The sequence below is a fragment of the Microbacterium sp. NPDC055357 genome, assembly GCF_053644835.1.
The window spans coordinates 146601-168526 of sequence record NZ_JBSHLZ010000005.1 but is presented as its reverse complement, the minus strand read 5'-3'; the positions used below and the strand labels follow the sequence as shown (position 1 = coordinate 168526).

Sequence of the window (21926 nt, the reverse complement as noted above, 5' to 3'; positions counted from 1 at the left end):
TCCTCTCGCGGATGCTGCGAGCCGCGGCATCCGTTCACACGTCGTAGTCGACGACGACCCGATCGCTCGTCGGGTGCGATTGGCAGGTGAGCACGTAGCCGCGTTCCAGCTCGTCGGGTTCGAGCGCGTAGTTCTCGGTCATCGTGACGGAACCGTCGACGAGAAGCGCGCGGCAGGTGCCGCACACTCCGCCTGAGCACGCGAACGGCACGTCTCCGCGCACGCGCAGCGCCGCGTTGAGGATCGACTCGTTGGCGCTGACCGGGCTGTCGACGCTCTGCGACTGCCCGTCGAGCGAGAACTCGATGCGCCGCACCGGCTCGTCGTCACGCACGAGGACCGGCCGGCCGGCATCGGGCAGCTCGGCACCGGGCTCTCCCGTCGTGAACAGCTCGAATCTCACGTGGGCGGGGTCGACGCCGACGTCCTCGAGCGTGTCTCGGCACAGCTGCACGAGATCGAACGGCCCGCACAGGAACCATTCGTCGACCGTCTCGGGGAGGACGAGCGAATCTAGGATGCGCCGCAGCCGATCTTCGTCGATGCGGCCCGACAGCAGCGGCGCCGACCGCTGCTCGCGCGAGAGCACGTGGTGCAGCGCGAGCCGCGTCGGGTAGCGGTCCTTGAGGTCGGCGAGCTCTTCGAGGAACATGACGTCGGTCGTCGAGCGGTTGGTGAAGACGAGCGTGAACCGCGACGTGTCCGACCGGCCCAGCACGGTCGCGGCGAGGGCCATGAGCGGCGTGATGCCCGATCCGGCGGCGATGCCGGCGACGTGCGCGCCGTCGAGATCGGCCAGACCCGACGTGAACGTGCCCTGCGGGCTCATGACGTCGATCTTGTCGCCGGGCTTGAGCTCGGTCTGCGCCCAGCTCGAGAACCGGCCGCCCTGGTCGCGCTTGATCGCGACGCTGATCGTGCGGGGACCGTCGCCTCCGCCGCCCGCGTCGACCGCTCGGCACAGCGAGTACGAGCGTCGCACCTCGTGGCCGTCGATGCGCGTGCGCAGGGCGACGTGCTGGCCGGCGAAGTAGTCGAAATCGCCGCGCAGCTGCTCGGGGACCGCGAAGGTCACCTCGACGGCGTTGTCGGTGAGGGGGCGCACGGCGCCCACCCGCAGTGTGTGGAAGCGGCCGCGCCGGCGCGTCGTCGTCATCAGTGCACCCGGAAGTGGTCGAAGGGCTCGAGACACGCGCGGCATTCCCACAGCGCCTTGCACGAGGTGGAGCCGAAGCGCGAGATCTCGCGGGTGTCCAGCGATCCGCAGCGCGGGCACTTCACGCCCAGCTGCAGACGCACGACACCGACGGCAGCCCGGCCGGTCGGCGGTGCGATGCCGAACTCCTCGAGCTTGCGCTTGCCGGCATCGGTCATCCAGTCCGTCGTCCACGCGGGCGAGAGCACGAGTCTGACGTCGACGTCGTCGTAACCGGCGGCACCGAGCGTGAGCTCGAGGTCTTCGCGGATCGTGTCCATCGCGGGGCAGCCCGAGTAGGTCGGCGTGATCGTCACGGTGACCCGGGCGCCGTCGACGCGGACGTCACGCAGCACACCGAGGTCTTCGATCGTGAGCGCCGGGACCTCGGGGTCGAGCACGCCCGCCGCGACGGACCAGGCGTCGGGAAGTGCGGTCACCATGTCGCCCCCGGATGCTGTCGCGCGAGCACCTGCATTTCGGCGAGCAGGTAGCCGAGCGTCGAGAAATGCCGGCCGTGGCGACCGCCCGCCGACGAGCCGGGGACCTGCGGCACCTCGAGCTCTGCTTCGGCGAACACAGCCGCGATGACGGCGTCGAAGGCGGGTCGAAGCGTCGACGGACGCACGGCGACGCCGTCCTCGGCGAGCGCATCCGTGAGCGGTTCGTCACGGAACAGCTCGTCGACGTAGGGCCACACGTCGCCGACGGCGCGGATCATGCGACGCCGCGACTCGTCGGTACCTCCGGCGAGGCGCAGCGTCCACTGCACGGCATGGTCGCGGTGGTACTCGACCTCCTTCACGGACTTCGCGGCGATCGCGGCGAGCGTCACGTCGGTCGAACGCTGCAGCGCCGTGTAGAGCTCGAAAAGATAGACGGATGCCACGAGCTGACGCGCGATCGTCTGCGCGAAGTCGCCGTTGGGCTGCTCGAAGAGCCATGCGCTGCGGAAGTCGGGCTCGTCGCGCCAGTAGGCGAGGTCGTCTTCGGTGCGTCCGCTCGCCGTTCCCGCGTAGCGCAGGAGCGATCGGGCGTGGCCCAGCAGGTCGAGCGCGATGTTGGCGAGCGCGACGTCTTCCTCGAGCTCGGGAGCTTTCGCGATCCAAGCGCTCAGCTGCTGCGCGAGGATGAGCGCGTCGTCGCCGAGCCACAGGGCGTACTCCCCCGCCTCGGGCGAGGCGACGGCGTCGCCCCCCGACAGCTCGGCGGACAGCTCGATCTGCTCGACCGTGACCTCGCCGTGGCCGCCGGATGCCTCCGGCCCGTGACCGTGTTCCGGCCCCTGTCCCTGAGCCTGCCCTGGCCCCTGCCCCGGTCCCTGAGCCTGCCCCGCTCCCTGAGCCTGCCCCGGTCCCTGAGCTTGCCGAAGGGTCGACGGTTCGACACGCTCACCGACCAGCGGGTTGGACGTCGGCCCGTTCACAGGTGCGGCACCCCCTCGGACGCCGTGTAGTACACGGCGTGCCGGTAGTTCTTTCCCGCGGGACTCTCGAAGAACGCGCCCTTCGAGTCCGGGTCGCTCGTCGTGATCGCCTCTGCGGGCACGACCCACACCGAGGTGCCCTCGCCGCGGCGCGTATACAGGTCGCGCGCGTTGCGCAGCGCCATGTCGGCGTCGGGCGCGTGCAGCGATCCCGCATGCACGTGCGACAAGCCGCGGTTCGCGCGGACGAAGACCTCCCACAGGGGCCAGGTCTCGCGGTCGGAGACTCCGGGCGCCGCCATCAGGCTGCCCGCCCCTCTGCCTTCGCGGCCTGCTTGCGCGCATACTCGGCCGCTGCCTCGCGCACCCACGCACCCTCGTCGTGGGCGTTGCGACGGTTCCGGATGCGCTCGGCGTTCATGGGTCCGCGGCCGGAGAGCACCTCGTTGAACTCGGTCCAGTCGATCTCGCTCGTGTGCCAGCGCTGCGCGTCCTCATCCCACCGGAGTTCGGGATCGGGCAGCGTGACACCCAGGATCTCGGCCTGGGGCACCAGCATCCCGATGAATCGCTGCCGCAGTTCGTCGTTCGAGAAGCGCTTGATCTTCCAGGCCATCGACTGCGCCGAGTTCGGCGAGGCATCGTCGGGCGGACCGAACATCATGAGCGAGGGCCAGTACCAGCGGTTGACCGAGTCCTGCGCCATCTCGCGCTGCGCTTCGCTGCCGCGCATGAGCGTCAGCAGGATCTCGAAGCCCTGCCGCTGGTGGAACGACTCCTCTTTGCAGATGCGCACCATCGCGCGACCGTACGGTCCGTACGATGCGCGGCACAGCGGCACCTGGTTGCAGATCGCGGCGCCGTCGACGAGCCATCCGATCGCGCCCATGTCGGCCCAGGTCGGCGTCGGATAGTTGAAGATCGACGAGTACCTCGCCCTGCCCTCGATGAGCTGGTCGGTCATCTCGTCGCGCGTGATCCCGAGGGTCTGCGCGGCCGAATAGAGGTAGAGCCCGTGGCCCGCCTCGTCCTGCACCTTGGCCATCAGGATCGCCTTGCGCTTGAGGCTCGGCGCGCGGGTGATCCAGTTGCCCTCGGGCTGCATGCCGATGATCTCGGAGTGCGCGTGCTGCGAGATCTGTCGGATGAGCGTGCGCCGATAGGCGTCGGGCATCCAGTCGCGCGGCTCGATGCGCTGCTCGGTGGCGATGAGCGCGTCGAAGGTCGCGAGCTCGTCCGCGTCATCCACTGCGGCCAGTTCTGGTGATGTCATCGTCGACTCCGGGTTCGGGGTGCTCTCGAATAACAGAACACTCGTTAAGTAAGTGTAGCGCGGGTCGTGACCGAGCGCCCGCGGAACTCCGCGACGACGCTTCCGTCCTCGTCCCTGACCGTCACGTCGTACACGCCCGTGCGCGCCGTTCCCGCGCGGCGTCGCGCCTCGGCCCGCAGCGTCTGCCCCGCCCTCGTCTGCGCGAGGAACGAGATATCGGCGCCGGCGGCGACCGTCACCTGCTCGTCGTCGTTGCACGCGAGGGCGAACGCCGTGTCGGCGAGCGCGAACACCATGCCGCCGTGGGTCATGCCGAATCCGTTGGTCATGTCGTCGCGGACGAGCATCGACACGGCGCTGTACTCGGGACCATCGTGCTCGATGACCATCCCGAGGGCGGCCGACGCGCGATCTGCCCTGAGCATCGCGCGCTGGCCGGCGAACCACTCGGCCGGGTCGGTCACGCCGGCTCCTTCGCGACGAGCGTGAGCACGTCGTAGGTCGCGACGATCTCGTCGCGCTGGTTGTGGATGACCGCATCCCAGCGCACTTCGCCGTACTCGTCGGTCTCGCGGGGCGTGATCTGCTTCGCCGTGAGGGTCACGCGGATCTCGTCGTCGGGCGAGACGGGCGTGATGAACCGCAGGTTCTCGAGCCCGTAGTTCGCGAGCACCGGGCCCGGCTCGGGGTCGACGAAGAGCCCGGCCGCCCACGACACGAGCAGGTAGCCGTGCGCGACGCGCCCCGGGAAGAACGGGTTCGCCGCGGCGGACTCCTCGTCCATGTGCGCGTAGAAGGTGTCGCCCGTGAAGTGCGCGAACGTCTCGATGTCCTCGAGCGTCACGGTCCGCGATTCCGATGCGATCTGGTCGCCGAGCGAGAGCTCGGACACGGATTTGCGGAACGGATGCCGCCCCTCGGCCCGCGCCGGAGCGCCCTCGTGCCACACGCCGGTGAGCGCCGTGAGCATCTCGGGCGAGCCCTGCACGGCGGTGCGCTGCATGTGGTGCAGCACCGCGCGGATGCCACCGAGCTCCTCGCCGCCGCCGGCGCGGCCGGGACCGCCGTGCACGAGGTGCGGCACGGGAGCGCCGTGGCCCGTCGACGTGCGCGCGTTGTCGCGGCTGAGGAACAGCACGCGACCGTTGAACGCCGCGATGCGGGTCATGAGCTCGACCGCGACATCGGGGTCGTTCGTCGCGACGCTCGTCACGAGCGACCCGCCGCCGAGGTCGACCAGGTGCGCTGCCTCCTCGAGCGTGTCGTAGGCGAGCACGCTCGCGACGGGCCCGAACGCCTCGATGTCGTGGACGGCCGGGGTGGTGGCATCCGAGAACCCGATCAGCACGGGGGCGACGAAGCCGCCGTCGGGGGCGGGGCCCGTCGTGCCGTCGGCGCGCACGACATCGGGTGCATCGGTCGACCCGAGCAGCAGGCGGCCGCCAGCGTCTTCGAGCGCGGCGATCTGGCGCAGCACCTCGTCGCGCTGCTGCGTCGACACGAGCGGCCCCATCGTGACGCCTTCGGCGTGCGGGTCGCCGATGACGACGCGCTCGGCGATCTTCTCGCGCACCGCCTCGACGAACGCGTCGACGGATGCCGCGGGCACGATGGCGCGACGGATCGCCGTGCATTTCTGCCCGGCCTTGGTCGTCATCTCGACCAGGAGCTGCTTTACGTATGCGTCGAACTCGGGGGTTCCCGGCGTCGCGTCCGGGCCCAGCACGGAGGCGTTGATCGAGTCGGTCTCGCTTGTGAAGCGCACGTCGCGGTCGGCCTTGTCGCGCAGCCGCTCGGCCGTCGAGGCGCTGCCGGTGAAGCCGACGAGGTCGCCGAGTCGCACGCGGTCGAACAGGTCCGGCACGGCACCGCTGACCAGCTGCAGCGATCCGTCGGGGAGCAGCCCCGACTCGACGAGGATGCGCACCCACGCTTCGGCGATGTACGCCGTGGGTGTGGCGGGCTTGACGACGGTCGGCACGCCCGCCAGGAAGGCGGGGGCGAATTTCTCGAGGGCTCCCCACATGGGGAAGTTGAAGGCGTTGATCTGCACCGCGACGCCGGGGAGACGCGTGTACACGTGCCGGCCGAGGAACGAGCCGTCCTTCGAGAGCGGCTCGGCGGGCCCGTCGACGTACACGGTCGAGTTGGGCAGCTCGCGCCGACCCTTCGACGAGTAGGTGAAGAGCACCCCGATGCCGCCGTCGATGTCGTTCAGTGAGTCGCGCTTGGTCGATCCGGCGCGCAACGACAGGTCGTAGAGCTCTTCACGACGCCCGTTGAGGATCGTCGCGAACTGCTTGAGCAGCACCGCCCGTTCGTGGAACGTGAGGGCGCCGAGGGTGCGCTGTCCCGTCGTGCGCGCGTGGTCCAGCACACCCGCGAGGTCGAGCCCCGCGGTGCTGATCGTCGCGACGACCTCCCCCGTCGACGCGTCCCGCACCTCGGTCCCAGAGCCTGCCCCGACCCCTGAGCCTGCCCCGGCCCCTGAGCTTGCCCCGGTCCCTGAGCTTGCCGAAGGGTCGCCCCCGGCCCCTGAGCTTGCCCCGGTCCCTGAGCTTGTCGAAGGGTCGCCCCCGCCCCCGATCCCGGTCCCTGAGCTTGCCGAAGGGTCGATCGTCGAAGGGTCGGGAGTCCACCACGCGTCGCGCACGTAGCTCGGCAGGATCCGGGTCATGTCTCACTCCATTCGTAGAAGCCTCGACCGCTCTTGCGTCCGAGGTGACCGTCGGCGACCATCCGGCGCAGGAGCGCGGGTGGTGCGAAGCGGTCTCCGAGCTTGTCGTGCAGCTCTTGGGCGATGCCCAGCCGCACGTCGAGGCCGACGATGTCGGTCGTGCGCAGCGGACCGACCGGATGCCGGTAGCCGAGCTCCATCGCACGATCGATGTCCTCGGCCGAGGCGACGCCCTCTTCGAGCATGCGCATCGCCTCGAGCGCGAGGGCGACTCCCAGCCGGCTCGAGGCGAAGCCGGGCGCGTCGCGCACGACGACGGGGGTCTTGCCGAGCGCGGCGACCCACGCGCGGGCGCTGTCGGCGAGCTCGGGGGCGGTCGCGTCGCCGATCACGACCTCGACGAGCGCCGAGGCAGGGACGGGGTTGAAGAAGTGCAGCCCCAGGAACCGCTGCGGGCGCTCGAGGTCGGCGGCGAGGTCGTCGATCGAGATCGACGACGTGTTCGAGGCGAGCACGGCGTCGCCGGGGAGCACCGCCTCCACACGGGCGAGGGCGTCGCGCTTGAGCCCGCGGTCCTCGGGGACGGCTTCGACGACGAGCTCGCACGACGCGAACGCGCGCACGTCGCTGGCGACGGCCAGTGCGGAGGCGAGGGTGTCGAGCGGCAGCGCGGTCGCGCCGCGATCGACCGAGCGAGTGAGCGACTCGAGCACGCGGACGCGGGCCGACTCGGCGGCATCCGGATCCACTTCGACGACCGTGACGTGCGCTCCCGCGAGCACGAAGGCGTGCGCGATCCCGGCGCCCATGCGTCCTCCGCCGAGGACGCCGACGCGGAGGGGTGCGGGTGACTTCCCTTCGGCGGGCTCAGGGACCGGAGACGAGGGGAGCGCGGGGGTCATCGCGACCTCCGGTCGAGGAAGGCGGTCATGCGGCGCTCCTTCTCGGGGCTCTCGAAGAGCTCCGCCTGCAGGTCGAGCTCGATCGCGGGGTGCGCGTCGGCGGGAGCGAGCAGGGCGCGCTTGGTGTGCATCGTCGCGAGCGCGTCGTTGCGCCCGATCCGATCGGCGATCGCGCGCGCCGCGCCGATGAGGTCGCCGGCGGGGTGGATCGCCGAGACGAGCCCCCACGCGAGAGCCTCGTCGGCGTCGAGGATCCGTCCCGTCAGCAGCAGCTCGGCCGCGCGCGCCTCTCCGACGATCTGGGGCAGACGCCAGGTCGCGCCCGCCGCCGCGATGATCCCGAGCCCCGTCTCGGGGTTGCCGATCTTGAGCGCGGGCGAGGCGATGCGGATGTCGGCCGCGTACGCGAGCTCGGCGCCGCCGCCGAGCGCATAGCCGTCGACGGCCGCGATGACCGGCATCGGCAGAGCGCGCACACGGCGGAACGCCGTCGTGTTGATGCCGCGGCGCGCGTCGTCGGCACGGCGGTCGCGCAGCTGGGCGATGTCGGCCCCCGACGCGAAGACGCCACCCGCGCCCGCGAGGATCAGCACGCGCGGCGACGCTTCGAGCTCCGCACAGAGCGCGTGCAGGGCGTCGATCGTCGCCTGGTCGATCGCGTTTCGCGTGCCCGGACGATCGAGTGTCGCGAGCACGTGGGACTCCACGTGCTCGACGCGCAACGCGGTCGGTTCGCCTGACATCCTCGTCCTCTCGCCCCGGTGCGCGGTGATCCGGACCGGCAATTTCTCACCGATCGTTCAGTAATCATGCCAGAATCGAACGCGAGCCCCAAGCGCGCCGATGGGAGACTGAAGCGTGGCATCCGTTCCGGCAACCGAGCAGGCGACTCCCGCGCGCCGCGGTCGCCCGGGCTACTCGCGTGAGCGCATCCTGGCCGTCGCCGTCGATCTGTTCAACGAACGCGGCTACGACGCGACGTCGGTCGCCGACCTCGCGTCCCGGCTCGGGGTGACCAAGTCCGCGCTCTACCACCACTTCGCCTCTCGCGAAGAGCTGCTCGAAGTCGCGGTCGACGACGCCCTGACGGGCCTCGAGACGCTGCTCGACGCGCCCGGCGCCACCTCGGGCACGCCGATCGATCGCCTGCGCTTCGTGCTGCACGGCGCTGTGCTCGTGCTCGTCGAACGACTGCCGTCGGTCACGCTGCTGTTGCGCGTCCGCGGCAACAGCGACGTCGAGCGACGTGCCCTCGATCGCCGACGCACGTTCGATCACCGCGTGACCGCGCTCGTCACCGCCGCACAGCGCGCGGGCGAAGTGCGCTCCGACGTCGACGGTGCGGTCGCGACGCGACTCATGTTCGGGATGGTCAACTCGGTCACCGAGTGGTACCGGCCGGGAGGCGGCCTCGATGCCGACACACTCGCGACCGACACCCTGAGGGTCGCACTCGACGGTCTGGGCATCCGGAATGTGTCGAATGCGTGACATCGCGGTGTCCACCATTTGGTGGACACGACCGCAGGGAGTATTGTCGACTCAGCAACTGGGGCCGACCGCGTTCTTGGGGAAAGCGGTCGCGGAGCGCGCCGAGGACTACTCGTAACCCCTGGCGAGGTCACGACGCGCTCAACACGCAGTCTTCGAGACTGTGTGGCGGCCCCCTCGAGTGGTGCAGTTGGCGCTGACCGCTCGAGGGGGCCCTTTCGATCTGTCAGCCGGTTGTCGACCGCTGGGGGACGGTCTGTGCATTACGTGCTGGGGACACGCGACAACAGGCCCTCTGAGACAGATTCAGGATCGATCTTATGCCGTCCCGGCGCGCCCTCGCGCACGCAGCGCGTTCCTGTTGCGCGTTCCGGCCTGCCGCCACCTTCTTCCGAAGGTGCTTCAGCGCTCGAGGACGACGGCCAGACCCTGCCCTACGCCGATGCAGATGGCGGCAACGGCGACGCCTCGTCCACGGCGGCGCAGTTCGTGCGCCGCGTGCCCGATGATGCGACCGCCCGACGCACCGAGCGGATGCCCGATCGCGATCGCTCCGCCGTGCAGGTTGACCTTCTCGGGGTCGAGGTCGGGCCAGCCGCGCAGGCACGCGAGACTCTGCGACGCGAACGCCTCGTTGAGCTCGACGACGTCGACGTCGGCCCACGTGCGTCCCGCACGCGCGAGAGCCCGATTCGCCGCCTCGACAGGGGCGACGCCGAAGACGTCGGGGTCGTTGCCGAACGCCGCGCGACCGGCGATCCGGGCGAGCGGCTCGGCGTCGATCGCGCCGGCACCGCCGACCAGCACGGCCGATGCGCCGTCGTTGAGCGATGACGAGTTGCCCGCCGTGACGGTCCCGTCGGCGGCGAAGAGCGGCGTGAGGCTCCCGAGCTTGTCGAGGGTCGTGTCGTCGCGGATCCCCTCGTCGCGCAGGAGCGACGCGCCGGGCACCTGCACGATCTCGTCGTCGTAGACGCCCTCGGACCACGCGGCGGCGGCGCGGCGGTGGCTGCGCAGCGCGAAGGCGTCCTGCTCGTCGCGCGGGATCGTGTGGATGCCGGCGAGCTTCTCGGCGGACTCGCCGTTCGAGATCGTCCACTCCCGGGGCAGCCGGGGATTGGTCATGCGCCAGCCGATCGCGGTGTTCCACATCGTCTGATTGCCCAGCGACGGCCACGCCCGCGGCGACTTCTCGACGACGTACGGCGCGCGGCTCATGGATTCGACACCGCCCGCGAGAACGATGTCGGCGTCGCCGGCCTCGATCGCCCGGGACGCCTGGATGACCGCTTCGACGGACGATCCGCACAGGCGGTTGACGGTCACGCCCGGGACGGTCGTGGGAAATCCCGCGAGCAGGGCGCTCATGCGCGCGACGTTGCGCGTGTCTTCGCCGGCCTGATTGGCGTCGCCGAACACGATGTCGTCGATCCGCGCCGGGTCGATGCCCGTGCGTTCGACGGTCGCGCGCATGACGACCGCGGCCAGATCATCGGGCCGGACGCCCGCCAGAGCGCCGCCCGCGCGACCGAAAGGAGTGCGTACAGCGTCGTACACGAAAGATTCCCGCATGGAGAAGATTCTGTCAGGTCGCGGGGCACCGCTCGCTCCTCGGGCCGTGTGCCGCGTCGTGTCGGTTTCGTGCCAGGATGTTAGCGGCGGACGCTGGGGCGGCCATAACTGGAGACCCAGAAGACATGGCAGAAGTCCTGCGTGTGCAAAGCCGCGGAGCCCGATCCGCCGAGGAGATGTGGCAGCGGCACGTGCCATCGGCCCGACTCGAGCACGCCGACCCCGTGCGATTCCCGTTCGAATGGGCCTCGGCCGAGATCGAGGGCCTCTCGGTCGTCTCCTACTCGCTCACGGCACGCGTCAGCTCGTCGATAGATCCTCAGGGCCAGCTCATGGCGTGCCGCGTCGTGGCGAAGAACGGCTGGGTCGGCAGCGGGCAGCGCACGCTCGATGCGTCACTCCCCTGGCTCGCGGCGGACGCCCCGACACGGGCGAAATGGGACGGCGCCGCCCACGTGCGTGCATTCGTCTTCGACCGGACGAGAGCCGAGGAGTTCGCCCGCCAGGCGTGCGGCGACGACCGTCTCGTGCTCGACGTGACGGACCCCGCTCCGCGTACGGCGCAGGCCGGTCGCGCGTGGGAATCGACGTTCCGCCACGTCATGAACGGTCTCGGCGCCATCGGCGAGGACCACCCCGTCCTCGAATCGGAGATTCGCCGGCACGCCCTCGTCGTGACGTTGTCGGCCTTTCCCACGAGCTACCTGCACGCACTGGAGCGCCCCCACCAGACCGCCGCCGCGCCCGCGAGCGTGCGCCGCGCCATGGCGTACATGGACGACCACGCGCGCGAGCCCGTCACGGTCGATGACGTCGCCGCCGCAGTGCGGATGTCGACCCGGGGCATGCAGTACGCATTCCGTCGTGCGACCGGGCGCACACCGAGCGAGTATCTGCGGTCGGCGCGGCTCGCGGGAGCCCACGCCGAGCTGCTCGAGGGAACCGCCGGCACGATCGCCGCGCTCGCGCGACGCTGGGGCTTCTCGAACCCCTCGCGCTTCGCGCAGCACTATCGCGCCGCGTACGGCTGCTACCCGAGCGACAACGCGCGGTGATCGTCGGGGTCCTCCGGCACGACGGCGGGCGCCTGATGCCGGAGCGAGGCGGCGACCGAATCCTCGACGTCGGCCGAACCCGCATCGATCTCGCCGAGCACGACGAGCGCACGGGCCTCGACCCGGACCGTCGAGCCCGGTGAGACGGGATCGTCGGAAGGGAGTCGGCCGCCGGTGTCGACGCGCACGGCCCACTGCGGGCTGAAGGCGACACTCGGAATGGTGAAATCGACCGGCTCGGCGGCGGCGTTGAACAGCACGATGAAATGCAGGTCGTTCACGGGCTCGCCCCGCTGGTCGCGCTCGCGGATGCCCCTGCCGTTGAGGAACACCCCGATCGCGTGCCCGAAGCCGGAGTCCCAGTCCTCGGGCCGCATGGCGGTGCCGTCGGGGCGCAGCCAGACGACGTCGGGGAGCGGCGCGCCTTCGGCCATCTCGACGGGGTGACCGTCGAAGAAGCGGCTGCGCCGGAAGGTGGGGTGCTCGCGCCGCAGGCGCGCGAGGGCGGCCGTGAACTCCACGAGCGGCAGGTCTGCGGCATCCCAATCCACCCAGGCGGTCGGATTGTCCTGCGCGTAGGCATTGTTGTTGCCGCCCTGCGTGCGGCCGAGCTCGTCGCCGTGCGAGATCATCGGCACCCCCTGCGACAGCAGCAGCGTCGCGAGGAAGTTGCGCTGCTGACGCGCGCGCAGCGTGAGCACGTCGGAATCGTCGGTCGGACCTTCGACGCCGCCGTTCCACGAGCGGTTGTGCGATTCGCCGTCGCGATTGTCTTCGCCGTTGGCCTCGTTGTGCTTCTCGTCGTACGACACGAGGTCGCGCAGCGTGAAGCCGTCGTGGGCGGTGACAAAGTTGATGGATGCCACGGGCCGGCGTCCGGAGTGCTCGTAGAGGTCGGCGGAGCCGGTGAGCCTTGATGCGAACTCGCCCAGGGCCTGAGGCTCTCCGCGCCAGAAGTCGCGCACCGTGTCGCGGTACTTGCCGTTCCACTCGGTCCACTGCGGTGGGAAGTTGCCGACCTGGTATCCGCCCGGTCCGACATCCCACGGTTCGGCGATGAGCTTCACCTGCGACACGACGGGGTCCTGCTGCACGAGCTCGAAGAACGTCGCGAGGCGGTCGACATCGTAGAACTCGCGCGCGAGCGTCGAGGCGAGATCGAAGCGGAAGCCGTCGACGTGCATGTCGATGACCCAGTGGCGCAGCGAGTCCATGATGAGCTGCAGCGCGTGCGGATCGCCGGCGTTGAGACTGTTGCCCGTGCCCGTGTAGTCGGTGTAGAACCGCGGGTCGTCGCCGTCGAGGCGGTAGTAGGCGCGGTTGTCGATGCCGCGCATGGACAGCGTCGGGCCCAGATGATTGCCCTCGGCGGTGTGGTTGTAGACGACGTCGAGGATGACCTCGATCCCCGCGGCGTGCAGGGCGCGCACCATCGCCTTGAACTCCTGTACCTGCTCCCCCGCTTCGCCCGACGACGAGTAGGCGTTGTGCGGCGCGAAGAAGCCGATCGTGTTGTAGCCCCAGTAGTTCGACAGCCCCTTCTCCTGCAGCGTCGAATCGTCGACGAACTGGTGCACGGGCATGAGCTCGAGCGCCGTCACGCCGAGCTTCGTCAGGTGGTCGATGACGGCGGGGTGCGCCATGCCGGCGTACGTGCCGCGCAGCTCTTCGGGTACGAGGGGGTGCAGCCGCGTGAGCCCCTTGACGTGAGCTTCGTAGATGAGCGTCTGCGCGTAGGGCGTCTTCGGGTGGCGGTCGCCCGTCCAGTCGAAATACGGATTGACCACGACGCCCTTCATCATGTGCGCGGCCGAATCGGCGTCGTTGCGCGAGTCGGGGTCGTCGAAGTCGTATCCGAACACGTCCGGCGACCATCGGATCCGCCCGTCGACCGCCTTGGCGTACGGGTCGAGGAGCAGCTTGTTCGCGTTGAAGCGCACACCGTTGGCGGGGTCGTACGGGCCGTGCACGCGGTATCCGTATCGCTGTCCCGGTTGCACTCCGGGAAGGTAGGCGTGCCAGACGAACGCGTCGACATCGACGAGGTCGACGCGTGTCTCGTCCTCACCGTCGAACAGGCACAGCTCGACCCGCTCGGCACCGCCGCTGAAGATCGCGAAGTTGGTGCCGTTGCCGTCGTAGGTGGCCCCCAGCGGGTAGGCCGAACCCGGCCACGCCGCGATCCCCGCGGCATCCGTCGGCGTCACGGCGTCAGGACGACCTTGATGCACCCGTCCTCCTTCTTCTGGAAGGTGTCGTACATGCGCGGCGCTTCGCTGAGCGGGACGCGGTGGGTCGCGAGGTCCATGACGCCCAGCGGGTCGGCGGGGTCCTCGACGAGCGGCATGACGTCGTCGATCCAGCGCTTGACGTTGCACTGCCCCATCCGCAGCGACAGCTGCTTGTCGAACATGGTCTTCATGGGGAGGATGTCGGCGTCGCCGGCGTAGACCCCGCTCAACGAGACCGTGCCCCCGCGGCGGACGAGGTCGATCCCGCCGTAGACCGCGGCGAGCCGGTCCACGCCGGCCTTGTCCATGAGGCGCTGAGCGACCGGATCCGGCAGCAGGCCGACGGCCTTCTGCGCGAAGCCGGCGATACCGCTGCCGTGGGCTTCGAGGCCGACCGCGTCGACGACGGAATCGGCGCCGCGGCCCTCGGTCAGATCTCGCAGCTCGTCAACGACCGTGTCGGTCAGGTCGTAGGTGAGCGCGCCGTGCCGCTCGGCCATGGCGCGACGCTCGGGCTCGGGGTCGATCGCGAGCACGCGGAAGCCGTGGTGCACACCGATGCGCGCGACGAACTGTCCCACCGGCCCGAGTCCCAGCACCGCCAGTGTGCCCCCGGCCGGCACGTCGGCGTACGACACCGCCTGCCATGCCGTCGGCAGGATGTCGCTCAGATAGAGGTAGCGGTCATCGGGCAGGTCGGCCCCGACGCGCACGTGGTTGTAGTCGGCGAGCGGCACCCGCAGGTATTCGGCCTGCCCTCCGGGCACCTGGCCGTACAGCTTCGTGTAGCCGAAGAGGGCCGCCCCGCTGCCGTATTCGCGCACCTGGGTCGTCTCGCACTGCGACTGCAGGCCGCGCCGGCACATGAAGCAATGCCCGCACGAGATGTTGAACGGCACGACGACACGGTCGCCCACCGCGAGGCTCGTGATGTCGTCGCCGATCTCGACGACGACGCCCATCGGCTCGTGGCCCAGGATGTCGCCGCGGTCGATGAACGGTCCGAACAGCTCGTACAGGTGCAGATCCGACCCGCAGATGGCGGTCGAGGTGATCTGCACGATCGCGTCGGTGGGCTCGATGATGACGGGATCGGGCACCTCCTCGACCGCCACGGTGCGCGTGCCTTGCCACGTGAGTGCCTTCATAGCGCGTCTCCTTGCGTTCGGGGTGTCGTTCTACCGTGGCCGCTCACGCCGCCATCGGGCAGACCCTTGATCGGATGCCGCTGACCCGAGAGAATCCGGCTCGATCTCACCGACGTGCGTCGGTGTCAACCCCGTGGTCAGGAACGCGGCATCCGTCTGGAATAGAGCAAAGACGACCAACAGAGAGGACCCATCGTGGTGCAGATCATCGAGACCATCGACGTCGACGTCCCCGTCAGCACGGCCTACAACCAGTGGACGCAATTCGAGAGCTTTCCGCAGTTCCTGGACGAGGTCGACGAGATCACGCAGGTCGACGACACGCACACGCGGTGGACGGTCACCGTGGCCGGGGCGACGCGCGAGTTCGCCGCCGAGATCACCGAGCAGCACCCCGATGAGCGCGTGGCCTGGACGAGCGTGGGAGGCGACACCGCCCACGCCGGCGTGGTGACCTTCCACAAGCTGACCGACACGTCCACGCGCGTGACCGTCCAGCTTGATTGGGAGCCCGAGGGCTTCGCCGAGAAGCTCGGGTCGCTCGTCGGCGCGGGCGGCCACGCCGTGCGCAAGGACCTGCAGAACTTCAAGGAGTTCATCGAGTCCCGCGGCGTCGAGACCGGCGGCTGGCGCGGCGACGTCGAAGCCTGACCCCCTTGACCGCGAGACCTCTGGCCGCTGACCCCTGGCCCCATGCCTCGGGCCCCTGACCGCGAGACTGCAACGGCACGCCGAGACTGCGGGGTTCACCCGCTGTTTCGGCGGTCCGTTGCAGTCTCGGGGAGGGGAGAGAGGATGCCGCGCTCTGGCCGGAGGCCTGCTCGGACTCCGTGCTGGTCTCGCCATGAGGCACGCCGACGCACGCCCACCGCGGCCTCGGGCCCCGTCTACGAGGGGTGCCGGCCGAGCCAGGCGACCGCGCGGGCCGCGAGCGCGCACGGACTCTCCGCGACGTCGAGCGTCAGGCCCGGCTCGTCCGGTGCGAGCGGCTCCAATGCCTCGATCTGCGAGGCGAGGAGCGCCGCCGGCATGAAATGCTCGCGGCGCTCCCCGGCGCGCTGCGCGAGCAGTTCGGCATCCCCGTGCAGGTGCACGAACACGACGCCGGGGGCGACGCTGCGGATGCGGTCGCGATAGCGGCGCGCGAGCGCGCTGCAGGCGATCACGAGGTCGCGGCCGTGAGCCGCGGCATCCGCGAATCGGGCACCGACCGCGTCGAGCCACACCCATCGATCGTCGTCGGTCAGCGACCGGCCCGAGGCCATCTTCGTCGTGTTCTCGACGGGATGCAGGTCATCGGCGTCGATGAACGCGGCATCCAGCCGCTGAGCGAGCAGCAGGCCGACCGTCGATTTGCCGGCGGCCGACACCCCCATGACGCACACCTGCACGTGCTGCGCGTCCATGTGGGCTCCGTTCCCGACCTCGCGTCCAGTGAAGCACGCCCCCTCCACGGCGAGACTGCAACGGCGCGCCGAGACTGCGGGGTCCACCCGCTGTCTCGGCCGGCCGTTGCAGTCTCGCGGTCATGGAGCAGTCGCGCGGTCACGAACAGGCGGCGACCGCGCGCCGCGCTGTACTCCCGGCGCGGAGTGCGATGTCATGGACACATGAGCCTGCTCGATCGTTACGCCACGCTGGAGACCTCCGCGGTCAGTGATGCCCTGGACTCGCTGAGTCTGCTGTCGGGAGTAGGCGGGCTCCTTCCCCTCACGGTCGACGCGCCGGTCATCGGGTACGCGCGCACCGCGCAACTCGAACCCCGTCATCAGGACGTGCTGCACACGCACATCCTCACCGAAGTGGTGGATGCCGCGGGCGAAGACGACGTCCTCGTCGTCGACAACGACGGGCGCACCGACGTCGCGGCGTGGGGCGGCATCCTCGGGCTGGGCGCGAGCCTTCGGGGCGTGCGCGGCATCATCATCGACGGCGCCATGCGCGACGTGCAGGAGAACCGCCGGCTCGACCTCGCCGTCTACGCCCGCGGCACGGTCCCCGCCTCGGCGCGCGGTCGGCTGCAGCAGCGCACGGCCGGCGAGCCCGTGCACATCGCCGGTCGCGTCGTGCACGAGGGCGACCTCGTGTTCGCCGACCCGACCGGATTCGTCGTCGTGCCGCGCGCCCACATCGACACGGTGCTGCGCCAGGCCGAGACGGTCGTCGCGCGGCGGCGAGCGATCAGCGACGACGTCCGCAACGGACTCGGTCTGCGCGACACGATGACCGATGCCCGCCTCGCCGGCACCGAACGCCCCGCGAACCCGGTGTCCTGACACGCGGCGCGTTCGCCCGCGTCTGGATCAGGGCATCCGCCGCAGCTGGATTATGGTTCCAGGAACGACGTATCCGCTGCGACGATGGGCTTCCCGATGACTGACCGACGCGACCGCAACCCCGTTCGAGGTGCGACGGTGCTCATCACCGGCGCCGCCCGCGGCATGGGTGAGATCTACGCCCGCCGCGCCGTCGCGGCCGGTGCTCGCGCGATCGCCCTGTGGGACATCGACGAAGAGCTCGCGCAGCAGGTCGCCACCGATCTGTCGCGATCCGGTGTCGATGCGCGGGCCTATCGGGTCGACATCTCGCAGCTCGATGACATCCGCCGCGGCATCGCGCGGGTGCGCGAAGACCTCGGGGCACCGGACGTCGTCATCAACAACGCCGGCATCGTGCGCGGCGCACCTTTCTGGGAGCACGACCCCGAACGCGACATCGAGGCGACGATGCGCATCAACGTCCTCGCCGCGATGTGGCTCACGCGCGAAGTGCTGCCCGACATGATCGCGGATGCCGGCAAGCCCAAGCGCGTCCTCAACATCGCCTCGGCCGCGGGCACCCTCGCCAACCCGAACATGAGCGTCTACGCGGCATCCAAGTGGGCGATGATCGGCTGGAGCGATTCGGTGCGACTCGAGCTCGAGAAAGCCGGGCATCGTCACGTCGCCGTTACGACGTTCTGCCCGAGCTACGTCTCGACGGGCATGTTCGCGGGCGCCCGCGGTCCGCTGATGACCCCCATCATGACGCCGAAGCAGGCGACGGCCGCCGCCTGGAACGGGATGCTGCGGGGCACCCCCGTCGTCCTGCGGCCGTGGACCGTCAAGCTCGCGATGGCGCTGCGCGGCGTCCTGCCGACGAGAGTGTGGGACACGGTCGCGGCGCGCGTCTTCAAGGTCTACTCGTCGATGGACGAGTTCACGGGCCGCCCCGCGGCCTGACGGGCGCCGACACCGAGCAACCCCGTACGGAAAACGACACGTCGCATTCGTTTACCGTACGTCAGCGGCGGGTTCGACCTGCCGCCACCATTCCCGCCTCCTCGAGCCAGCGACCGGGATTGCGCATCGCCGCGGTCTCACCGCCGGCGAGTTCGCACAGAGACAGCGTCGTGGCACCGGGGGCAACCGAGCGGACGCTTCCGGCGACGACGATCGCTCTGACGCCCTTCCGCCCGGCCGATTCCAGCACCGCGCCGACGACCTTGCCGGTCAGGCTCGTCGCGTCGAAGCGGCCCTCTCCCGTGACCACGACGTCGGCATCCGTGAGTGCGTCGTCCAGCCCCGTCAGACGCGAGATCGTCGCGGCTCCGGGCTCGATGGTCGCGCCCCAGAACTCCGTGAAGCCGAACGCGGTGCCGCCGGCGGCACCGGCGCCCGACAGCGACCTGGCGGCATCCGACGCGCCCGCGGCATCGGCAAGACGCAGCAGCGCACGCTCCAGTCCGGCGATCTGATCCTGCGTCGCGCCCTTCTGCGGACCGAATGTCGCCGCCGCCCCACGCGGACCGAGCAGGGGTGCCGTCACATCGCACAGCAACCGGATGCCACCGGGCGGAGGTGCGATCAGATGCGTACGGTCGATCGAGCTCAGGGCGAGCAGCCCACCGGCTCCGTCCGCGACGGGGCGCCCGCGCTCGTCGAGCAGGCGCAGTCCGAGCGCGGCGAGCGCGCCGGCTCCTCCGTCGGTCGACGCCGATCCGCCCAGACCGAGGAGCACACTCCGGGCACCGTCGGCGAGCGCCTGAGCGATGACCTCGCCGACACCGCGCGTCGTCGCGCCGACCGGGTCGAGCGCACGCATGAGCGGAAGCCCCGACGTGAGCGCGAGCTCGACGCATGCCGTGCCGTCGGCGAGGAGCAGATACCGCCCGCGCGCGGGCGACCCGTCGGGGCCCGTGGCCGCCCCCGTCTCCACCCACCGCGCGGCGGGCATCGAGGCGGCGAGGGCGTCGAGCGTGCCCTCTCCCCCGTCGGCCTGCGGCACCGGGAGGACCGCGTCGTCTAGACGGACCGACCGCCACCCCCGCGCGATGCTGTCGGCTGCCGCCCTCGCGTCGAACGTGCCCTTGAACGAATCCGGCGCGACGACGACGTTCAGAACGTCACGGGAAGGCGCAGCGTCGTTCATCGCACCACCATCGCACGAGCGCCCCCGCCGAGCTCACGGATTCGGCGAACCCGGGTCCTTCGTCGCCCGCCGTTCGAGCGCCGCCCGCGCGGCGTCGACAGCCTCCGGACGGGAGCGGTACGTGTGTTCGGCGGCGGGGAACAGCCCGGTGCGCACCTCGCCGGCGTACGCGGCGACCCCCGCGGTCATCGCGTCGCCGACGTCGGCGAAACGCTTCACGAAGGTCGGGAGCCTTCCCGGCGTGATGCCGAGCAGATCGTGCAGAACGAGCACCTGTCCGTCGGCCGGCCCCGCGCCGATGCCGATCACCGGGATGCGCAGCGCCGGAAGCACGACGGCGAGAAGCTCGGCCGGCACGGCTTCGACGACGAGCGCGAACGCTCCGGCATCCTGCACGGCGAGCGCCTCGTCGATGAGGCGAGCCGCGGATTCCTCGGTGCGCCCCTGCGCGCGCAGACCACCCAGCGCGACGGCGGTCTGCGGCGTCAGGCCGACATGACCGACGACGGGGATGCCGGCATCCACGATCGCGCGGATGCGCGACAGCCGCGGCGTCGTCGCGCCCTCGAGCTTGACGGCGTCGGCGCCGGCCTCCTTCACGAAGCGCACGGCGGTCGCCACCGCCTGCTCGTCCGAGGTCTCGGTCGACCCGAAAGGCAGGTCGCAGACGACGAAGGCCGTGCGCACGGCGCGCCGCACGGCGCCGGCCAGCACGAGCATCTCGTCGACCGTGATCGACACGGTCGAATCGTGACCCAGCACGACCTGCGCGCCCGAGTCGCCCACGAGCACCATGTCGACGCCGGCCTCGTCGGCGATGCGCCCCGAGGGGTGGTCGTAGGCCGTCACCATGACGATCTGCTCGCCGCCGGCCTTCATCTGGGCCAGGCGCGTGATCGTGATCGGAGCGCGGTGCGTCATGACGGCTCTCCTCCCGGCGCGAGCACGACGTTGTCGATCAGCCGGGTCGCTCCGACCCGGACCGCGACGGCGACGAGCGCCGGGCGGTCGACTGCCCGCACTTCCTCGAGAGTATCGGGGTCGACGATCGCGACGTACTCGGCGGTCAGGCCGCCCGCGCCGAGCACCTCGATCGCCCGCGCCCGCAGGACCTGTGCGTCGCGCTCGCCCGCTGCCGCGGCATCCCGGATCGCGCGAAGCGCACGGGGGATCGCGAGCGCCCGCTTCCGCTCGGACCGCGACAGCAGTGCGTTGCGGCTGGAGCGCGCGAGGCCGTCGGGATCGCGTGACGTCGGGCATACGGCGATGCGCACGGGAATGCCCAGATCGGCCACGGCGCGACGGACCACGACGACCTGCTGCGCATCCTTCGCGCCGAAGTACGCGACGTCGGGACGCACGGCCAGCAGCAGCTTGACCACGACCGTGGCGACGCCGTCGAAGTGCCCGCGGCCGCGATGCGCGCCCTCGAGCGTCTCGGCGATGTGGCCGGCCACGCTGACGGTCGTGGCAGAGCCCGCCGGGTACATCTCGGCGGGCGCCGGGGCGAACAGGATGTCCGTGCCGACGGATGCCGCAAGCTCCGCGTCGCGCTGCTCGGTGCGCGGGTACGCGTCGAGGTCGGCGGCGTCGTTGAACTGCGTCGGATTGACGAAGATCGACAGCACGACGGTGTCCTCGGCTTCGCGGGCGGCCCGCAGCAGCGTCAGGTGGCCCTCGTGCAGCGCACCCATCGTCGGGACGAAGCCGATGCGGCCCTCGCCGCGCCGGGCGAGCGCTTCGCGCAGTTCGGCGACGGTGCGCACGGTGATCATGACGGCCTCCCCTGCGGCTCGGCGGCCGCCAGGTCGCGCGTCGCCGACACCAGGGCGTCGAACAGCTCGAGGCGGCCGGGCAGACGTTCGGCGACGGCGGCGCGCTGCTGCCGCACGGTCTCGTCGTCTCCGCGCGCGATCGGTCCCGTGAGTGCGACGTAGGCGCCGTGGTCCGCCCAGTTCTCCACGGCCGCCCGCACGAGCGGCACGAGCGCCGACCGCTCGATGCCGGCGGTCGCCGCGAGCTCTGCGGCGAACCCCTCGACGGTGATGAGGAAGTTCGAGGCGACACTCGCCGCGGCGTGGTACGCGACGCGGTCGGCGTCGTCGACCTCGAAGGCATCGAGCCCGAGGGCCGTGGCGAGGGCGTGCGCCGCCCGCTCGGCCCGCGGAGTCGAGGCGGCGAGGGCGGCGGGCACGCCGGCGAACCGGGCGCCGGCGCCCGTGACGGTCATGAGCGGATGGATGCTGAAAGCCTCGTGCGCGGCGAGCGGGTCGAGCGTCGTCGATCCCGACAGATGCGCCACCAGGCGCCCGGGGGCGATGTGCGCCGCGGCCGCGGCGATCGCGGTGTCCGGGACGGCGAGCAGCACGATGTCGGCGTCGTCGCCCGTCGCTCCGCGGCCGGCGGGCCCGCGCACGGCGACGCCCGCGTCGGCGAGCGCCGCGGTGAGCGCGGTGCCCATCCGTCCGGCGCCGACGACGAGTACGGTCTCGCCGAACGGCGCACGGGGCGTCGAGGTCGGGTCTTCGGGATCCACTGTGGGGATG

22 protein-coding genes are annotated in these 21926 nt (G+C 70.8%); 5 read left to right on the top strand and 17 right to left on the bottom strand.

Features of this window, described 5'->3' with window-relative positions:
- Window positions 1-34 precede the first annotated feature (34 nt).
- The 9 genes from paaE to ACWICD_RS09035 all read right to left on the bottom strand — a co-directional run bounded on the left by paaE (window position 35) and on the right by ACWICD_RS09035 (window position 8216).
- Window positions 35-1156, bottom strand: a complete 1122-nt coding sequence (gene paaE, locus ACWICD_RS09075; RefSeq protein WP_376130942.1) for a 1,2-phenylacetyl-CoA epoxidase subunit PaaE — start codon at window positions 1154-1156, stop codon at window positions 35-37.
- Window positions 1156-1638, bottom strand: coding sequence for a 1,2-phenylacetyl-CoA epoxidase subunit PaaD (paaD, locus tag ACWICD_RS09070; RefSeq protein ID WP_376130945.1), 483 nt, complete (start codon window positions 1636-1638; stop codon window positions 1156-1158). Before paaD ends, paaE begins: the two co-directional genes overlap by 1 nt.
- Window positions 1632-2417, bottom strand: coding sequence for a 1,2-phenylacetyl-CoA epoxidase subunit PaaC (gene paaC, locus ACWICD_RS09065; protein ID WP_376130982.1), 786 nt, complete (start codon window positions 2415-2417; stop codon window positions 1632-1634). The genes paaD and paaC overlap by 7 nt, the downstream gene beginning before the upstream one ends.
- Before the next feature lie 200 nt (window positions 2418-2617).
- A complete protein-coding gene (paaB, locus tag ACWICD_RS09060) occupies window positions 2618-2923 on the bottom strand; it encodes a 1,2-phenylacetyl-CoA epoxidase subunit PaaB (RefSeq protein ID WP_376130948.1) in 306 nt (101 codons plus the stop codon).
- Entirely contained in the window at window positions 2923-3894 is a 972-nt protein-coding gene (gene paaA / locus ACWICD_RS09055) for a 1,2-phenylacetyl-CoA epoxidase subunit PaaA (RefSeq protein WP_454139968.1), read from the bottom strand. Before paaA ends, paaB begins: the two co-directional genes overlap by 1 nt.
- Before the next feature lie 44 nt (window positions 3895-3938).
- Complete coding sequence (gene paaI / locus ACWICD_RS09050; protein WP_454139967.1) at window positions 3939-4358, bottom strand: hydroxyphenylacetyl-CoA thioesterase PaaI; 420 nt, start codon at window positions 4356-4358, stop codon at window positions 3939-3941.
- Window positions 4355-6571, bottom strand: coding sequence for a phenylacetic acid degradation bifunctional protein PaaZ (paaZ, locus tag ACWICD_RS09045; RefSeq protein ID WP_454139966.1), 2217 nt, complete (start codon window positions 6569-6571; stop codon window positions 4355-4357). Before paaZ ends, paaI begins: the two co-directional genes overlap by 4 nt.
- Window positions 6568-7473 carry a 3-hydroxyacyl-CoA dehydrogenase family protein gene (locus tag ACWICD_RS09040; RefSeq protein ID WP_454139965.1) on the bottom strand — a complete coding sequence of 302 codons (906 nt, stop codon included), beginning with the start codon at window positions 7471-7473 and terminating at the stop codon, window positions 6568-6570. Before ACWICD_RS09040 ends, paaZ begins: the two co-directional genes overlap by 4 nt.
- Entirely contained in the window at window positions 7470-8216 is a 747-nt protein-coding gene (locus tag ACWICD_RS09035; RefSeq protein ID WP_376130962.1) for an enoyl-CoA hydratase/isomerase family protein, read from the bottom strand. Before ACWICD_RS09035 ends, ACWICD_RS09040 begins: the two co-directional genes overlap by 4 nt.
- Before the next feature lie 115 nt (window positions 8217-8331).
- Between ACWICD_RS09035 and ACWICD_RS09030 the strand changes: the two genes are divergently transcribed.
- The gene (locus ACWICD_RS09030) at window positions 8332-8964 is read left to right on the top strand and encodes a TetR/AcrR family transcriptional regulator (protein WP_376130965.1); all 633 of its coding nucleotides are present in this window, start codon (window positions 8332-8334) and stop codon (window positions 8962-8964) included.
- A gap of 402 nt (window positions 8965-9366) precedes the next feature.
- On the opposite strand, the gene ACWICD_RS09025 is transcribed toward ACWICD_RS09030, so the two are convergent.
- A complete protein-coding gene (locus tag ACWICD_RS09025) occupies window positions 9367-10536 on the bottom strand; it encodes a thiolase family protein (protein WP_454139964.1) in 1170 nt (389 codons plus the stop codon).
- A gap of 125 nt (window positions 10537-10661) precedes the next feature.
- Here ACWICD_RS09025 and ACWICD_RS09020 point away from each other — a divergent pair, with 125 nt between their 5' ends.
- A complete protein-coding gene (locus ACWICD_RS09020) occupies window positions 10662-11591 on the top strand; it encodes a helix-turn-helix domain-containing protein (RefSeq protein ID WP_454139963.1) in 930 nt (309 codons plus the stop codon).
- On the opposite strand, the gene glgX is transcribed toward ACWICD_RS09020, so the two are convergent.
- Together glgX and ACWICD_RS09010 are read right to left on the bottom strand one after the other, a co-directional pair.
- A complete protein-coding gene (glgX, locus tag ACWICD_RS09015; RefSeq protein ID WP_454140009.1) occupies window positions 11567-13774 on the bottom strand; it encodes a glycogen debranching protein GlgX in 2208 nt (735 codons plus the stop codon). The genes ACWICD_RS09020 and glgX overlap by 25 nt on opposite strands.
- A 20-nt stretch (window positions 13775-13794) precedes the next feature.
- Complete coding sequence (locus tag ACWICD_RS09010; RefSeq protein ID WP_454139962.1) at window positions 13795-14970, bottom strand: alcohol dehydrogenase catalytic domain-containing protein; 1176 nt, start codon at window positions 14968-14970, stop codon at window positions 13795-13797.
- Between the two features lie 195 nt (window positions 14971-15165).
- Between ACWICD_RS09010 and ACWICD_RS09005 the strand changes: the two genes are divergently transcribed.
- Entirely contained in the window at window positions 15166-15621 is a 456-nt protein-coding gene (locus ACWICD_RS09005; protein WP_376130976.1) for an SRPBCC family protein, read from the top strand.
- A gap of 236 nt (window positions 15622-15857) precedes the next feature.
- Here the strand turns inward: ACWICD_RS09005 and ACWICD_RS09000 are convergent, their stop codons facing one another.
- Window positions 15858-16376 carry a gluconokinase gene (locus ACWICD_RS09000; RefSeq protein ID WP_454139961.1) on the bottom strand — a complete coding sequence of 173 codons (519 nt, stop codon included), beginning with the start codon at window positions 16374-16376 and terminating at the stop codon, window positions 15858-15860.
- Window positions 16377-16580: 204 nt separating this feature from the next.
- On the opposite strand from ACWICD_RS09000, the gene ACWICD_RS08995 reads away from it, so the two are divergent.
- Both ACWICD_RS08995 and ACWICD_RS08990 read left to right on the top strand, forming a co-directional pair.
- A complete protein-coding gene (locus tag ACWICD_RS08995) occupies window positions 16581-17246 on the top strand; it encodes an RraA family protein (protein ID WP_376128657.1) in 666 nt (221 codons plus the stop codon).
- A gap of 96 nt (window positions 17247-17342) precedes the next feature.
- A complete protein-coding gene (locus tag ACWICD_RS08990) occupies window positions 17343-18191 on the top strand; it encodes an SDR family NAD(P)-dependent oxidoreductase (protein ID WP_454139960.1) in 849 nt (282 codons plus the stop codon).
- Between the two features lie 61 nt (window positions 18192-18252).
- Here the strand turns inward: ACWICD_RS08990 and ACWICD_RS08985 are convergent, their stop codons facing one another.
- From ACWICD_RS08985 to ACWICD_RS08970, 4 genes are read right to left on the bottom strand one after another with little or no spacing between them, the layout of a single operon-like run.
- Complete coding sequence (locus ACWICD_RS08985; protein WP_454139959.1) at window positions 18253-19380, bottom strand: glycerate kinase; 1128 nt, start codon at window positions 19378-19380, stop codon at window positions 18253-18255.
- 33 nt (window positions 19381-19413) lie between these two features.
- On the bottom strand, window positions 19414-20301 hold the full coding sequence (panB, locus tag ACWICD_RS08980) for a 3-methyl-2-oxobutanoate hydroxymethyltransferase (RefSeq protein WP_454139958.1): 888 nt from the start codon (window positions 20299-20301) through the stop codon (window positions 19414-19416).
- Window positions 20298-21155, bottom strand: coding sequence for a pantoate--beta-alanine ligase (gene panC, locus ACWICD_RS08975; RefSeq protein ID WP_454139957.1), 858 nt, complete (start codon window positions 21153-21155; stop codon window positions 20298-20300). Before panC ends, panB begins: the two co-directional genes overlap by 4 nt.
- Window positions 21152-21916, bottom strand: a complete 765-nt coding sequence (locus ACWICD_RS08970) for a DUF2520 domain-containing protein (protein ID WP_454139956.1) — start codon at window positions 21914-21916, stop codon at window positions 21152-21154. The genes panC and ACWICD_RS08970 overlap by 4 nt, the downstream gene beginning before the upstream one ends.
- Between the last annotated feature and the right edge of the window lie 10 nt (window positions 21917-21926).